The following is a 14,126-nucleotide window of genomic DNA, read 5'->3' as shown; positions in this document are numbered from 1 at the left end:
CCGGCGTGGCCGGCCGGCCGGGTGCGTCAGCTCACCGTGAGGCCGGCGAGCAGCTCGGCGGCGGGCTTCGGGTGGACGAGCCAGTGCAGATGACTCCCTTCGAGAGTCCGTACGTCGAAGGGATTGTCCGGTGTGAGTGCGTCGGCTTCGCGGATCATGCGGTCCTGCACGGCGAGCGGAAGGCTGGCATCGGCGGCCAGGCGCACGTAGGTCCTGGGAATCCGTCCCCAGGTCGCGGCCTGTGCCCGGTCGGCGGTCGTACCGGCGTCGAGGTTCTCGTCGGGCTGGAAGGTGTTGAGGAAGGTCCGGAACTCGTCGTCGGTCAGGTCGGCGGCGAAGGCGTGCCGGAACGCGGCGAGGGCCGACGGCTCGGCGGTACGGAAGTTGACCCGGAGCAGACCCAGTTCGGCCGGGTTCCCGGCCATGGCCGGAGCGAAGGCGGCCGGGTCGACGTCGGCCATCTCCGGCTCGGCTTAGTAGTCGCCGACGGCCAGGTCGACCGGGCACCAGGCGGAGACGTACGTGATGCGGTCGACCAGGTCGGGCCGCTGGTTGCCGACCGCGGTGACCGTGGCCCCGCCCCGGCTGTGTCCGACGAGGACGGCGGGTCCGTTCCGTTTGGCCCGTTCGAGGGCCTCGATCACACGGGCGGCGTTGTCCGCGAGGGTGACTCCCTTGATGCTCCCCGGCTCCGTGGCGAGGGCGTCGAGATCCTGGGGAGCTTGGTAGGCCGCGGGGTAGGTCGCCTCGAATCCGTGCCCCGGGAGGTCGACCGCGACCGAACGGTGCCCGAGCAGGCCGAGTTCGGCCTGTAGCGGTGCGAAGGAGAGCGAGTTGGCGAAGGCGCCGTGGACAAGGACGAACGTCGGCAAATTCTGCATGCGTCAGCCTCCAACAGGACGATCTTCGGAGCAAGATCCAGGAACAGGGGCCAGGAAAACATCAACGGGAAGACATCAAACGGGGAGACATCAGCGGTGAGACGTGGAACGGGGAAGCCTCAACCCTGAGGAAGGCCGGCCACCGCCGCAGGGAGAAGTGGGACTCGCCGCATCTGCTGAGAACGGGCGACATCCATCGTGCTCAGCCCCACCGATACCGAGCACGGTAGGTGTCGTCATCTTCCCGTCCCGACCTGGCCTTTCGTGAAGCTCTGAGCGCGGCATCTGTCGCCGAACTCGCATCGTTCCGGACGTGATCCGCGCTCTTTGCATGCAAGTTGTCGTCAACTTCGAAGATGGCCCCTCCCAGGGCAGCCGTACGGCTGCCCTGGGAGGGGCGATACCTGGAGCCCTTTGTGGTCCCACCGCTGTACGTGGACGGACCTGCTGGTCCCGGTCGAGCTGGACGCGGGGCGGGGTGGCTTGGACATCTCCGATGGCCGGCCGGACCGGTGGACGGCGACGTGGAAGTACGCCGGGAACGAGATCATGGGCTTGCCACCGGCACCGGCACCTGGGGCAGGTGCCGGTGGCAAGCCGCGGGCCGATGCGGGGATTCACCCGGCGGCGGGAGCAGCGGCACAGGCCCGGTCTGGAGTCACTGGTGTCGACGAGGCCTGCCCGGGGTGCAGCCCGGTCTGCTTGCCCAGGCTGAAGCAGGCGTGACATTCGGGGAGTTGGCGGTCAACCAGACGTACTGGCCGGTGGCACGGGCGTAGTTGCTGCACCTGCTCTGGCACCGCAGGCTCGGGCTCGACCTTGCTCAGCCGTTGACGGACAGGTCGCGGGTGGTGCTGGCAGGAGGCGTCTCATGATGGGGGCGGCGGTGCTGGATCCCTCGCCTGGCGCGGGCGTGGTGCTCGTCGAGGTGCAGTGGCTGGTCGAGAGGCGGGAGCCGCATCTGGGGTACCGGGCCTTGGAGGCCGACGTCACACCCGCCCTCGAATTCGCCAACAGCGTCGGCTGCACCAATCAGTACTTCATCGACCTGCACACCGTCGCCAGCCTGATCACCCTGACCTGGCCGGCAGCCCGGAACCTCGCTCTCAGCGACGAACACGCCGAAATTCTTGAGCAAGATGCCTTGGACAGAGAAGAGCGCAGGAGCCGCCGGAACGGGGGAGGGGGGAAGGCCCACCACTTCCACGCGCTGGCCAGTCCATCCGCCGACGCCAGGGCCTACGTCGCAGCGACGGCCATCGCCCACCGGATCTTGAAGGGGACCGACAGCGGCGCCTTGATCGCGCTCGCCCCGGTCCATGCACACCTGTAGGAAGTCCAAGGGCTCATGAAGACCGCGGGCGACGGAATGCGCAACTCTCCGAGGAACTCCCCGCCGCTGAGGTTCCTCCTCACGCACAGGACTCCCATCACGATCGAGGGAATCCGCCAGCACGCGACCGCGAGTGGCGCTGCGCGGGTCTGCCAATCGAACAGTCCCTCAATCGGCGGGCTCTTGCAACTGAGCACACAGTGCTCGGTAGCCCCAGAGGATTCAGAGCGTGAGTACAGGCCGAGTGGAGAAGTCCTCGCAGAGGTCTTCACCGTCCGGGCCGTACACGAACTCAGCCATGAAGGGGTTGCGGTTGGCAGTAGCCAGGGGCAGCCACGCCAACATGCAGCCGTACCCCCCGCACACTGACTCGCCACCGTCACCGCCATGGGCCGCAGTGACGTCGCTCGTCAGCTCCGTGCGGTAGGTGTCGTAGGCGATTCGCAGGCCGAAGCCGCTCAGCTGCTGATGCGGGCCGGTGCGGTCCCCGTAGGGGATGCGGTCGAGGGGGCAGTCATTGCCCCACCGGAACAGAGTGCCCGTGCCGGCTCCGCAGGCGTGCTCCCACTCGTCGGAGCTCGGCATCCGCAGGCCACGAGCCGCAAGGACGGCCGGCATGTCGGCAGGCGGTTCGGTCAGATTCTCGTCCTCCACGGCCATGAGCACAGTGGCCAAGATGACGCTCCGGCGGAGGCTGAGCACCTGTGCAAGGTGGGCTCGCAGATCGGGGCCATAGCCAAAGCCCTGATCCAGGCTCTCTGCATAGTCGGCGGCCTGTTCAGGCGTCGGCTGCCAGGTGTTGAGATCGAATCCGAGTGTCACTGCGCCGCCGGGTATCAGGGCGAACTCCTGCCCATCCCGCTCGATCCGAACTCGGTGCAGCGGAGCACCGAGATGCTCAATGGTCTCCACGACGGTCACGTGGCCATCCACCTGGTGCGCCGCCTGTTGGGCGATGCGACGTGCGGCAGGCAGCTCGAAGGACCGCCACTGGTCAAGACTGAGATCAGCAAGAGACATGGGTCGCAGTGTCGCACTCAGGTCTGACACGGCTTGCGACCGACGAACCTCGAAGCCGAGCAGCGGTCACAGTTGGTGCTGATTCGGCAAACGCCCACCGGTGACAACAATCGCTGGAAGGTGACGTCTGTCGCTGGAAGTCACACCACCGTCCAGCAGTGGCGCGCGACACTTTTGCAAGCGTGTGCTTGCAAAAGTTAGCAAGGGTGTCGCAGTATCGAGTCATGGCATCACTCAACGTCGGCAATCTCGGTGAGTACCTGCGGGAGCAGCGCCGTGCAGCGCAGCTCTCGCTGCGGCAGCTCGCCGATGCGACCGGGGTGTCGAACCCGTATCTCAGCCAGATCGAGCGCGGTCTGCGCAAGCCCAGCGCGGACGTGCTCCAGCAGGTCGCCAAGGCGCTGCGGATTTCGGCCGAGACTCTGTACGTGCGTGCGGGGATCCTCGACGAGCGGGAGCGGGAGGAGCTGGAGACACGGGCGGTCATTCTGGCCGATCCGTCGATCAACGAGCGGCAGAAGAACGTGCTGCTGCAGATCTACGACTCCTTTCGCCGCGAGAACGGATTCGTCCCCGGTTCCGACGCGAACGCGGATGCGGATGCGGACGTGAAAGCGGACGTGGAAGCGGATGTGGGTATCAAAGCGGACGCCGCCGCCGACGCGGGCGGCGATGCCGGGCCCCGTAACGGCGACGACGCCGGTGCGGACGCCACCGAAGACCAAGACCCTCACAGCTGAACAGCTGGTTCTGATGATCCGGGAGGACCACAGTCATGGCCGTCACCGATGACCTGCGCAAGACTCTCACCGACCCCACCCCCCTCTACTTCGCCGCTGGCACGGCCGACCTCGCCGTGCAGCAGGCGCGCAGGGTCCCGGCGCTGATCGAGCAGTTGCGGGCCGAGGCGCCCGAGCGGATCGACGCCGTGCGCAACACCGACCCCAAGGCCGTGCAGGAGAAGGTGACCACGCAGGCCAAGGAGGCCCAGGCCACCGTGCAGGCGAAGGTCACCGAGGTGTTCGGTTCGTTCGACGCCGCCGACCTGAGGAAGCTGGGCGAGAACGCGCAGGACCTGGCGCTCCGCAGCGTGGGCGTGGCCGCCGAGTACGCGATCAAGGCCCGGGAGGCGTACGAGAAGGTCGCCGAGCACGGCGAGCAGACCGTACGGACCTGGCGCGGCGAGACGGCGGAGGAGATCGTCGAGATCGCCACCGTCATCGAGGCGGAGCCGAAGGCCGAGGCCAAGGCCGCGCCCACCGAGGTCAAGGCCGCGCCCACCGGGACGAAGGCCGCGTCCGCCGCGACGAAGACCGCGCCCACCGAGGCCGGGCCCGCCGCCCGGGTGAAGTCCGCCGAGGCCAAGTCCGCGCCCGCCAAGAAGACGCCAGCGCCGCGTAAGCCCGCGGCCAGGAAGACCCCGCCGGCCGACGGCAAGTGATCCCACGGGTCCTTCCGGGGCACGGTACGCGTGACCGGGGCGCGGGGCGGGCACCTTTACGGGTGGCCGGCTCGTTGTCCCGGTACCTTGGCCCTCTCGGCCGAAGGGCGCTCATCCACTCACTAGGCGGTACACAGCATGTTGCTCTCAGGATTCGGCACGATTCTCCAGCTGCTCTATCTGGCGATGCTGGTGCTGGCCGTGGTCGCGTTCGTCTTCGCGGCGACCGCCCGTGAGGACGCCTACCGTGCCGCCGACAAGAAGAAGAAGTCCTTCTGGCTGGTGATCCTCGGCGTCGCCGTCGCCGTGAACCTGCTGATCCCGATGCTCTTCCTGCAGCTCGCGGGCGTCGTCGCGTCGATCGTGTTCATGGTCGACGTGCGCCCCGCGCTCAAGGAGGTCTCGGGTGGCGGCGGCGGTGGCGGTCGCAGGGGCGGCTCCAGCAGCGACGGCCCGTACGGTCCCTACAACGGCGGGCGCTGAGCCCTCACCGCTCTCGCGGGCGGGGACGGTGGCCGGTCGACGGACGCGGGGTGGGAGCGCGGTGCGCTGCCGCCCCATCGTCGTATCCGCTCCGGATCGCGGCCCAGCAGCAGGACCGCCACATCGTCGGTCAGCTCGCCGCCGTTCAGTTCCCGCACCTCGGCGACCGCCGCCTCCAGCAGCTCCTCGCCCGCCAGGCCCTGCTCCAGCCGGCTGTTGACCATCGCGACCATGCCGTCCTGGCCGAGCCGCTCGCTGCCGCCGGTTCCCACGCGCCCCTCGATGAGCCCGTCCGTGTACATCATCAGGCTCCACGTGCCGCCCAGCTCGACCTGACGGCGCGGCCAGCGGGCCCGCGGCAGCAGCCCCAGGGCCGGGCCGCCGTCCTCGTACGGGAGCAGCCGGGCCGGCCGTCCGTGGCGGGCGAGCAGCGGCGCGGGGTGTCCGGCCAGGCAGAGTCCGGCCCGTCGCCCGTCGGGCGCGATGTCGACGGTGCAGAGCGTCGCGAAGATCTCCTCGCTCTGCCGTTCGTGCTCCAGCACCTGCTGGAGCGTGGAGAGCAGCTCGTCCCCGCACAGCCCGGCCAGGGTCAGCGCCCGCCAGGCGATCCGCAGCTCGACGCCGAGCGCCGCCTCGTCCGGGCCGTGTCCGCAGACGTCGCCGATCATCGCGTGCACCGTGCCGTCCGGGGTGCGGACGACGTCGTAGAAGTCGCCGCCGAGGAGGGCGCGGCTGCGGCCGGGGCGGTAGCGGGCGGCGAAGCTCAGGCCGGAGCCGTCCAGCAGCGGGGTGGGGAGCAGGCCGCGCTCCAGGCGGGCGTTCTCCTGGGCGCGCAGCCGGGACTCGGTCAGCTGCTGCTGGGCGATGTCGGCACGCTTGCGCTCCACGGCGTACCGGATGGCGCGGCTCAGGACACGCGCGTCCAGCTCGCCCCGGAAGAGGTAGTCCTGCGCCCCGACGCGTACCGCCTCGGCCGCCAGCTCCGTGTCGTCCTGCGCGGTCAGCGCGAGGACCGCGTGCAGCGGAGCGATGCGGAGTACGTGGGTGAGGGCCGCCAGCTCGTCTGCCCGCCCGGAGACGGGCTCGGGCCGGGGCCCGCTGCCACACGTTCCGCTGTCGGGCGTCCCGGCGTCGGCGGTGGGCGTACCGGGACCGGGACCGGTCCCGGTGACCGGCACCGCGAGGTCCAGCAGAATGCAGTCGACGTCGTCGGTGAGCAGCCGCGCGGCCTCGGTGAGGTTGCGGGCGGTACGGATACGGACCCGGGTCCCGGCCGCTGCCGAGAGCTCGGGGACGGTGATGGTGGTGCCCGCCGGGTCGTCCTCGATCACCAGCAGGGTGAGGTCGCCGTGCGAAGTCTCCGCAGCGGGAACGGATCGCTGCTGCGGTACGGGTACGGGCATCGGTTCGGGTTCCTTCCCTCCCCCCGAGGGTGCGGCGGTTCGACGATCGACGATCCGCCAGTCGGGGACGATAGCGGTCCGCGGTGGGGGAACGGAATGGCGCACAGGGACCGTCCCCTGTCGTACGCGGCGTCATAAGCCGCGTCCCGACACGGATCCGACGTGATGGGCCGCCGTACGGGCGGGGAAGCGCCCATGACAAACATCACGCGCCCGCGAACGGCGGCGTGGCCCTGCTCGCGCGGCTCGGGCCGGGGGGCTGCGCGTTTCCGGTTCTACTTGTCCGGGCGGACCACGCCGAGGATCTTCATCGAGCCCGCGCCCGCCAGCGTGACGTCGCGGCCGGGGCGCGGGGCGTGGACGATCGAGCCGTCGCCGACGTACATCCCGACATGGCTGGCGTCGGCGTGGTAGATGATCAGGTCGCCGGGGCGCATGTCCTGGATGTCGATACGCGGCAGCAGCCGCCACTGCTCCTGCGAGGTGCGCGGGATCGGCCGCTTCGCCGCCAGCCAGGCCTGTGACGTCAGACCGGAGCAGTCGTACGACCCGGGGCCCTCGGCTCCCCAGACGTACGGCTTGCCGATCTGGGCCGTCGCGAAGGCCACTGCCGCCGCTCCGCCCTCGCTCGCCTCGCCGCTGACGTCCTTGACCGAGCCGGAGGAGAGCCAGGCCGTCTGCGCCTTGTCCGCGGCGTCCCGCTCCAGCTGGCGGAGCCGGTCGCGCTCTTTCTTCTCCAGCTGCGACTCAAGCTTCTCCGCCGCCCTGATCTGGGCGTTGATCTTCTTCTTGGCCTTGGCCTGCTTGACCCGGTTCGTCTCCAGCTTCTCCCAGTTGGCGCTGGCGTCCTGGGTGTACGTCTCCAGGTCCTCCTGCGTCTGGTTGAGGTCGGTCAGGAGCGACTTGGAGGCATGCTGGCTCTGGCGGACCTTGTTGATCCCGTCCAGGAAGAGCTTCGGGTCGCTGCTCAGGGCCAGCTGCGCGCCGGGCGGGAGGCCGCCGCTGCGGTACTGCTCGCGGGCCTGGGCCCCGGCCTGGTCCTTCAGTGCGGCGATGCGCGCCTGGCCGTCGACGATCGCCTTGGCCAGCTTCACGATCTCGCCGGACTGCTTCTCCGTCTGCTCCTCGGCGAGGTTGTACGCGTCCGTCGCCGCGCCCGCCTTCCGGTACAGCGTCTCGATCTGCTCGCGGACCTTTTCGAGGTCCGCGTTGGAGTAGCGGGGCGGCGAGTCGGCGGGGGAGGAGGACGAGGAGGGCGACGGGTCCGGAACCGGGGCGGCCATGGCCTGGCCCGTGGACGTCAGCAGGGCCAGCGCACAGACCAGCGTGATGGCGGCAGTGGCGCAGTGGCGTCGGTTCACGAGCTCCCCCTCCGGGCGATTACTCCGGGCCCGCCTCCGGACGAAGGCGACGAAGACAACGGCTGCGGCGAATACAGCACATGCGAGAAAAACAACAGAAGCCGGATATCGCACATCTGACTTACCGTCAGTAACTTCCTGGTGACGTCGCGATCGTGCCATGTCGTTCCGTAAAGCAACAGAGGTCGACGGCACCTGACACGTCACATACCGACCCCGGTGGGCTACTTCGTCACGGTTTCCCCCTGGCTCGCGCGACGCTCCGCTCCGCGCCCGTCCTCACTCACTGGGACGAATGATGCCGCCGCGATGTTCCCGGAGCGGAGGAGCTCTGCCCTTACGGGCAATGGTTCAGCCCTTGTCGGCGCCTGTTCGGCGACTGCTGGGCCGCAGGGCGTCCCACTCCACGGTGACCTCGCCCTGCCGCCACCGCCGTACCCCGTCCGTCACCGGCCAGTCGGCCGCCACCGCCCGTACGGCCGCGATCCAGCGCTGCCGCGCGCCGAGCGAGGCGTACGGGGAGGCCGTCGCCCAGGCCCGGTCGAAGTCCCGCAGGAACGCGTGGACCGGCTCGCCCGGCACGTTGCGGTGGATCAGCGCCTTCGGCAGCCGTTCCGCGAGGTCCGAGGGGCGCTCCAGCGAGCCGAGCCGGGCCGCGAAGGTGACCGTGCGCGGCCCCTCGGGCCCCAGGGCCACCCAGACGTGCCGGCGCCCGATCTCGTCGCAGGTCCCTTCCACCAGGAGGCCGTCCGGGGCGAGGCGGGAGCACAGCCGTGCCCAGACCTCGGTGACCTGCTCCTCGTCGTACTGGCGCAGCACGTTCGCCGCCCGGATGAGCAGGGGCCGGACGTCCAGCGGGATCTCGAAGCCGCCGTGCACGAAGGTCAGGCCCTCGCGGGCGTACGGCTGTGCGGCGGTGACCCGCTCCGGGTCGATCTCGATGCCCGCCACCACGGTGCGCGGCTCGGCGGTGCGCAGCCGGTCCAGCAGCTCGACGGCGGTCCAGGGGGCGGCCCCGTACCCGAGATCGACGGCCACGGGCGTCCCGGCGCGGCGCAGGGCGGGCCCGTGCGCGTCGGCGATCCAGCGGTCCATGCGGCGCAGGCGGTTCGGGTTGGTGGTCCCGCGGGTGGCGGTGCCGATGGGGCGCTGGCGCATGGGTCGAGCGTATGCGACGGGGCGGGGCGGATACCCGGAGGTTCCGCCCGGGCCGCGCGACGCGCCGCCGGGCAACGTAATGATTTGGCAAAGCGGAAATGAATGCGGAGATTCCGCTGTTCTCGCCCTTCAGAGGACCCCGTGCCCTCTTCCCAGCATGCCCCGAACGAGGAGGACCGACGAGGTGAGCCAGTACGTCTCCCGGCTCGGCTCCACCCGGACGGCCGCGCGCCTCAGGTTCCCCGGAGGCTTCTCCGGGGTCTCCCGCAGGCCGCGCCGCATCGCGATGCTCTCCGTGCACACGTCCCCGCTCCACCAGCCCGGCACGGGCGACGCGGGCGGGATGAACGTCTACATCGTCGAACTGGCCAAACGTCTCGCCGCGATCAACATCGAGGTCGAGATCTTCACCCGGGCCACCACCGGCTCGCTGGCCCCCTCGGTCGAGCTGGCACCCGGAGTCCTGGTCCGGCACGTCGACGCCGGGCCGTACGAGGGCCTGGCCAAGGAGGACCTGCCCGCCCAGCTCTGCGCGTTCACGCACGGCGTGATGCAGGCCTGGGCCGGTCAGCGCCCCGGCTACTACGACCTCGTGCACTCCCACTACTGGCTCTCCGGCCAGGTCGGCTGGCTCGCCGCGCAGCGCTGGGGCGTCCCGCTCGTACACGCCATGCACACCATGGCCAAGGTCAAGAACGCCGCGCTCGCCGAAGGCGACACCCCCGAGCCGGCCGCCCGGGTCATCGGCGAGACCCAGATCGTGAACGCCTCCGACCGGCTGGTCGCCAACACCGCCGAGGAGGCCGCCGAACTTGTCCGCTTCTACGACGCGGACCCCGCCGCGGTCGCCGTCGTGCACCCCGGCGTCAACCTGGACCGCTTCCGCCCCTTCCCCGAGGGCTCCGACAAGCTCCGTCCAGGGGATGCCCCGTCCGCCCGCGCCGCCGCGCGGGCCCGGCTCGGCCTGCCGCAGGACGCGCTGATCCCGCTCTTCGCGGGCCGCATCCAGCCGCTGAAGGCCCCCGATGTGCTGCTGCGCGCGGTGGCCGTGCTCCTGGACCGGGATCCGTCGCTGCGGTCGCGCATCGTCGTGCCGGTGGTCGGCGGCCCGAGCGGCAGCGGCCTGGCCAAGCCCGAAGGTCTGCAGAAGCTGGCCGCCCGCCTCGGTGTCGCCGACGTCGTACGGTTCCACCCGCCGGTGGGCCAGGACCGGCTCGCCGACTGGTTCCGGGCCGCGTCGGTGCTGGTCATGCCGTCGTACAGCGAGTCCTTCGGCCTGGTCGCCATAGAGGCCCAGGCGGCCGGCACCCCGGTCATCGCGGCAGCCGTGGGCGGGCTGCCGGTGGCGGTGCGCGACGGGGTCAGCGGCTTCCTGGTGCCCGGACACGAGCCGGAGGCGTACGCCCGCGTGCTAGGCCGGTTCGCGGACGCGCCGGAGCTGGTCGAGCGGATGGGGGCGGCCGCCGCGGCGCACGCGCAGTCCTTCGGCTGGGACACGGCCGCGGCGGCGACCGCCGACGTGTACACGGCCGCGCTCTGCGACCACCGCCGCCGGGCCCGGGCGCACCACGGCTGACGCCCGTACGGATCACGGCGGAGCCCGTCCCGTGCGACCCGGTGCTCCTGTCGTACGCTCGCTGCATGGCTGACGTACCGGACGAAACTGCAGCGGCCCAGGTCATCGAGGCGACGCTGAACGACGCCGGACTCGTATGGGAGAGCCCGGGGCGCGGCAACTACGTCGTGACGCTGCCCGGCACCCGCAAGCTGTCGACGACCTGTTCGCTGATCGTCGGCAAGCACTCGCTCTCCCTCAACGCGTTCGTCGTCCGGCACCCCGACGAGAACGACGCCGAGGTGCACCGCTGGCTGCTGGAGCGCAACCTCCGCCTGTTCGGGGTGAGTTACGCGATCGACTCGCTCGGCGACGTCTATCTGGTCGGCAAACTGCCGCTGTCGGTGGTCACCGCCGAGGAGCTGGACCGGCTGCTCGGCGTGGTGCTCGAAGCGGCCGACGGGGCGTTCAACACCCTGCTGGAGCTCGGCTTCGCGAGCTCGATCCGCAAGGAGTACGCGTGGCGGGTGGCGCGCGGCGAGTCCACGCGGAACCTGGACGCGTTCAGCCACCTGACCCAGCGCCCGACTACGGGCTGACTCCCGCACCCCACCCCTCGGACTCTCTCGGCGGCGCACGGGCGTACCCCTGGGCCGACAAGACCAAGCCGACCTCGTACACCCCCTACGAATGGCCGGTCCGCGTCACCGGCGTACGCGGGCGCCGGATCACCCTGGAACGCCCGCTTCCGCTCGATCTGCGCCCCGTATGGGACCCCCGGCTGACCACGCTCGTCACCCCGCTCACCGGGTCCGGCGTCGAGGGCCTCACCCTGGAGGCGGTCGAGCGGCCGCAGGCCCCGCACCTGCTGGACCGGGGATAACGGCCTCGCGTTCCAGTGCGCGTACGACTGCTGGGCCGACGACGTCACCGTCCGGCACGTCGACAACGGCTTCGGCCTGATCGGCGCGTCCGCCTGCACCCTGCACCCTGCGCCGTACGAAGGCCGAGGGGCGCGGTGCGCACCACCCGTACTACTGCCGTGAGGGCTCGCACGACAACCTGATCGAGGACTTCACCATCGCGGCGCGGACCACGCCCGCGCCCTCCGGCACCCGGCTCCACGGCATCAACGCCGAGGGTCTGTCCAGCCACAACGTCTGGTCGCGGGGCCGGATGGAGACGGGGACGTTCGACTCGCACCGGGGGATGCCGTTCGCCAACGTGCGTACCGACATCACGGTGAACAACGACGGCGTCCACGGCGGCGACGCGAGCGCGGGACCGCTCTTCGGGGCGCGCTTCACGCACTGGAACATCCGGGTCACCAACGAACGGGCCGGGCTGATGAGGATCGACGGCATCGCCCCGTACAGCGCGACCGTGGGCATCAGCGAGGTACGGGAGTTCGGCCGGATCGACGTCCCCGACTTCACCGGCGACCTGAACACCCGCCTGGAGGCGTACGGGAGACCGGAGGCGGTCCGGCGGGCCAACCTGTACGCGGCACAGCGCGGCGTGTGCGTGCGTTGAGCGCGGCTTCGGGGCCAGCATCGCGGAATGGTTGCACGGCGGCTCCACTCAGTGTGTTCACAGGGTGATCACAGCAGAATCACGATCACGGGAGGGTGCCGCCGGAGCGATCATCGCTCACAGGTTCGATCATAAAGTGTGGGGCACTGCGACGGTACGTCCCAGACGGCGTCGAAGTGCCGTTCGAGGGTCGGGCTGTTGCTTCCGGACCAGAGATTGTAGGAAGTAGAACCATGCGCGCCACTGCTGTACGCCGTACCGCCCTCGCCGCCTCCGCCGCCGCTCTCGCCCTGCTGGCCACCGCCTGCGGCGGCTCGTCGGACGCCGACGCCAAGGAAGGGAAGGACGACAAGGGCGCCGCGGGCGGGAGCAGCTCGGCCCCGAAGGCCCCGGCCAAGGCGCTCACCGCCGCCGAGCTGGAGAAGGCCACGCTCGCCCAGGGCGATGTGGAGGGCCGCAAGGTCACCGAGGCCGGTCCGGACGACGAGGTCCCGGCCGACGGCGTCACCGTCGACAAGAAGGAGTGCCTGCCGGTCGCCCATGCCATGTACGGCGTGGCGCAGGAGGGTTCGGTGGCCACCACGAAGCGCAAGGTGATCGACGAGCCGAAGAAGACCGACGATAAGAAGTCGCTGGAGGACCTGGCGGACCTGGCGGACGGCGAGATCGAGGACGCGGTCATGGACGCCTTCAACCTGACGTCCACGTTCGTCGCGCTGAACTCGTACGAGGGGACGGCGGGCCCGGACGCGTTCGCCGCGCTCAAGAAGGCCGCGGCGGACTGCGCGGGCGGCTTCACCGCCACGGTCGCCGGTGAGCCGATGAAGGTCGCCTCGGTCACCGAGGAGAAGGTCACCGGCGGCGACGAGTCCGCGGCGTGGACGGTCACCTCCGACGACGACGGCGACCAGGCCCCGTTCAAGCTGGTGGCGCTGCGCAAGGAAGGCACCGTGGCGACGTTCTTCGCCTTCAACCTGGCGGCGGCGGGCGGCGACGTGAAGTTCGAGGTGCCGACTGAGGTCGTGGCGGCGCAGGACAAGAAGCTCGCCTGACGGACGTACGCCGTGCCTCTGGCCTGGCGGAGTCAGGGCAGAGGCACGAGGCGCACGACGGTGACGGTCAGGACGGACCGGGAGACGTAGTACAGGACGATGGCCCCGGAGACCGTCGCCTCACGCCGGTCCCGTTCCCTCTTGACGGCGGACGAGGCGTGGCCGTACGGCTCCTCGCCGAGGGTACGGGCCATCTCGTCCCGGAAGGACTCGCCGCCGCGCATCTTGGCCAGGGTGTCGTCGGCGGGCGGTGCGTAGGAGATGCGGAAGCTCAAGCGACGCTCCGCCTCTCGGCCTCGTCCTGCGCCAGCCGGTCCAGGATCTTCTCGGCCTCGGGATCGGGGACGGCCTCCAGCATCCAGTGCCGCATGACGGCCTGAATCTCGTGCACCCCGGCGTCGTTGATCGCGAGATCGAACTCCTCGCGTCTCTCCTCGGGCAGCGCGGCCCGGATGTCCGGGATGCTGTTGGGCACTTCGACCTCGGCACCGCCGACGAAGGTCTTCAGAGACTCACCCATGATCGCTCTCCTCGATCTCCTCGCCCTGGATGCACTGCGCCGGTCACGGGCGCCGCGATCGCCGCGGAACCGGTGAGGCCGTCACGGACGGCATGGGCCCACCGTAGTCCGTACGAGGGGCACTTCGGCCGGTCCGGCGGGGTCACGGATCGGGCACGGATCGAGGCGCGCCGCAGGTGCGCCCCGGCTCAGCCCGCGCTGTCCGACGGCACCGCCGCACGCGCCGCCACCGGGCCCCGCCCGAGCCTCTCCGCGACCCGGTCGCGCAGAACCGCGTACTCCTCCTGAAGCCGCCGCGACCCGGTCACGGGCGGCCGCACCCATGGTGCAAGGGAGTTGACCGCAGCCAATTGCGTCGACAGAGTCCCGAACACCCGGCACAGTGG

The 14,126-nt window shown here is 70.5% G+C and carries 13 protein-coding genes and 2 pseudogenes; 8 read left to right on the top strand and 7 right to left on the bottom strand.

The window, feature by feature from the left end:
- Window positions 1–26 precede the first annotated feature (26 nt).
- Window positions 27–881, bottom strand: a pseudogene (locus tag B9S58_RS32310) (alpha/beta fold hydrolase).
- Window positions 882–1,752: 871 nt separating this feature from the next.
- On the opposite strand from B9S58_RS32310, the gene B9S58_RS32300 reads away from it, so the two are divergent.
- Window positions 1,753–2,214 (top strand): hypothetical protein, encoded by a 462-nt coding sequence (locus tag B9S58_RS32300; protein ID WP_103535453.1) that lies wholly within the window; start codon window positions 1,753–1,755, stop codon window positions 2,212–2,214.
- A gap of 222 nt (window positions 2,215–2,436) precedes the next feature.
- Here the strand turns inward: B9S58_RS32300 and B9S58_RS32295 are convergent, their stop codons facing one another.
- Window positions 2,437–3,234, bottom strand: coding sequence for a hypothetical protein (locus tag B9S58_RS32295; RefSeq protein WP_103535452.1), 798 nt, complete (start codon window positions 3,232–3,234; stop codon window positions 2,437–2,439).
- A 224-nt stretch (window positions 3,235–3,458) separates the two neighbouring features.
- Between B9S58_RS32295 and B9S58_RS32290 the strand changes: the two genes are divergently transcribed.
- The 3 genes from B9S58_RS32290 to B9S58_RS32280 all read left to right on the top strand — a co-directional run bounded on the left by B9S58_RS32290 (window position 3,459) and on the right by B9S58_RS32280 (window position 5,158).
- Complete coding sequence (locus B9S58_RS32290; protein ID WP_103535451.1) at window positions 3,459–3,974, top strand: helix-turn-helix domain-containing protein; 516 nt, start codon at window positions 3,459–3,461, stop codon at window positions 3,972–3,974.
- Window positions 3,975–4,009: 35 nt separating this feature from the next.
- Window positions 4,010–4,675, top strand: a complete 666-nt coding sequence (locus tag B9S58_RS32285; RefSeq protein WP_103535450.1) for a hypothetical protein — start codon at window positions 4,010–4,012, stop codon at window positions 4,673–4,675.
- A gap of 138 nt (window positions 4,676–4,813) precedes the next feature.
- Window positions 4,814–5,158, top strand: coding sequence for a DUF2516 family protein (locus tag B9S58_RS32280; RefSeq protein WP_030590517.1), 345 nt, complete (start codon window positions 4,814–4,816; stop codon window positions 5,156–5,158).
- On the opposite strand, the gene B9S58_RS32275 is transcribed toward B9S58_RS32280, so the two are convergent.
- The 3 genes from B9S58_RS32275 to B9S58_RS32265 all read right to left on the bottom strand — a co-directional run bounded on the left by B9S58_RS32275 (window position 5,140) and on the right by B9S58_RS32265 (window position 9,080).
- Window positions 5,140–6,561 carry a PP2C family protein-serine/threonine phosphatase gene (locus B9S58_RS32275; RefSeq protein WP_103535449.1) on the bottom strand — a complete coding sequence of 474 codons (1,422 nt, stop codon included), beginning with the start codon at window positions 6,559–6,561 and terminating at the stop codon, window positions 5,140–5,142. The two genes, B9S58_RS32280 and B9S58_RS32275, sit on opposite strands and share 19 nt — an antisense overlap.
- Window positions 6,562–6,836: 275 nt before the next feature.
- On the bottom strand, window positions 6,837–7,922 hold the full coding sequence (locus B9S58_RS32270) for a C40 family peptidase (RefSeq protein WP_103535448.1): 1,086 nt from the start codon (window positions 7,920–7,922) through the stop codon (window positions 6,837–6,839).
- A gap of 351 nt (window positions 7,923–8,273) precedes the next feature.
- Window positions 8,274–9,080 carry an SAM-dependent methyltransferase gene (locus B9S58_RS32265; RefSeq protein ID WP_103535447.1) on the bottom strand — a complete coding sequence of 269 codons (807 nt, stop codon included), beginning with the start codon at window positions 9,078–9,080 and terminating at the stop codon, window positions 8,274–8,276.
- Between the two features lie 184 nt (window positions 9,081–9,264).
- Here B9S58_RS32265 and mshA point away from each other — a divergent pair, with 184 nt between their 5' ends.
- From mshA to B9S58_RS32245, 4 genes and pseudogenes are all read left to right on the top strand, one after another.
- A complete protein-coding gene (gene mshA / locus B9S58_RS32260; RefSeq protein WP_103535446.1) occupies window positions 9,265–10,656 on the top strand; it encodes a D-inositol-3-phosphate glycosyltransferase in 1,392 nt (463 codons plus the stop codon).
- A 65-nt stretch (window positions 10,657–10,721) separates the two neighbouring features.
- A complete protein-coding gene (locus tag B9S58_RS32255; protein ID WP_103535492.1) occupies window positions 10,722–11,234 on the top strand; it encodes a YbjN domain-containing protein in 513 nt (170 codons plus the stop codon).
- 32 nt (window positions 11,235–11,266) lie between these two features.
- Window positions 11,267–12,168: pseudogene (locus B9S58_RS32250) on the top strand (hypothetical protein); the annotation flags it as partial.
- Between the two features lie 233 nt (window positions 12,169–12,401).
- Complete coding sequence (locus B9S58_RS32245; RefSeq protein WP_103535445.1) at window positions 12,402–13,220, top strand: hypothetical protein; 819 nt, start codon at window positions 12,402–12,404, stop codon at window positions 13,218–13,220.
- Window positions 13,221–13,252: 32 nt separating this feature from the next.
- Here B9S58_RS32245 and B9S58_RS32240 read toward each other — a convergent pair whose 3' ends face one another.
- Window positions 13,253–13,495, bottom strand: coding sequence for a hypothetical protein (locus B9S58_RS32240; protein ID WP_103535444.1), 243 nt, complete (start codon window positions 13,493–13,495; stop codon window positions 13,253–13,255).
- Window positions 13,492–13,740 carry a hypothetical protein gene (locus B9S58_RS32235; RefSeq protein WP_103535443.1) on the bottom strand — a complete coding sequence of 83 codons (249 nt, stop codon included), beginning with the start codon at window positions 13,738–13,740 and terminating at the stop codon, window positions 13,492–13,494. Before B9S58_RS32235 ends, B9S58_RS32240 begins: the two co-directional genes overlap by 4 nt.
- Between the last annotated feature and the right edge of the window lie 386 nt (window positions 13,741–14,126).

This window comes from Streptomyces sp. SM11 (genome assembly GCF_002910905.1).
Classification (GTDB): Bacteria; Actinomycetota; Actinomycetes; order Streptomycetales; family Streptomycetaceae; genus Streptomyces.
Note: the sequence above shows the minus strand (reverse complement) of the source record. Positions and strands in the feature narration are given on the sequence as shown.

Coding starts and splice junctions, on each gene's coding strand:
- B9S58_RS32300 (WP_103535453.1), top strand. CDS start 1,753: ATGATGGGGGCGGCGGTGCTGGATCCCTCGCCTGGCGCGGGCGTGGTG.
- B9S58_RS32265 (WP_103535447.1), bottom strand. CDS start 9,080: ATGCGCCAGCGCCCCATCGGCACCGCCACCCGCGGGACCACCAACCCG.
- B9S58_RS32295 (WP_103535452.1), bottom strand. CDS start 3,234: ATGTCTCTTGCTGATCTCAGTCTTGACCAGTGGCGGTCCTTCGAGCTG.
- B9S58_RS32245 (WP_103535445.1), top strand. CDS start 12,402: ATGCGCGCCACTGCTGTACGCCGTACCGCCCTCGCCGCCTCCGCCGCC.
- B9S58_RS32255 (WP_103535492.1), top strand. CDS start 10,722: ATGGCTGACGTACCGGACGAAACTGCAGCGGCCCAGGTCATCGAGGCG.
- B9S58_RS32235 (WP_103535443.1), bottom strand. CDS start 13,740: ATGGGTGAGTCTCTGAAGACCTTCGTCGGCGGTGCCGAGGTCGAAGTG.
- B9S58_RS32275 (WP_103535449.1), bottom strand. CDS start 6,561: ATGCCCGTACCCGTACCGCAGCAGCGATCCGTTCCCGCTGCGGAGACT.
- B9S58_RS32280 (WP_030590517.1), top strand. CDS start 4,814: ATGTTGCTCTCAGGATTCGGCACGATTCTCCAGCTGCTCTATCTGGCG.
- B9S58_RS32285 (WP_103535450.1), top strand. CDS start 4,010: ATGGCCGTCACCGATGACCTGCGCAAGACTCTCACCGACCCCACCCCC.
- B9S58_RS32290 (WP_103535451.1), top strand. CDS start 3,459: ATGGCATCACTCAACGTCGGCAATCTCGGTGAGTACCTGCGGGAGCAG.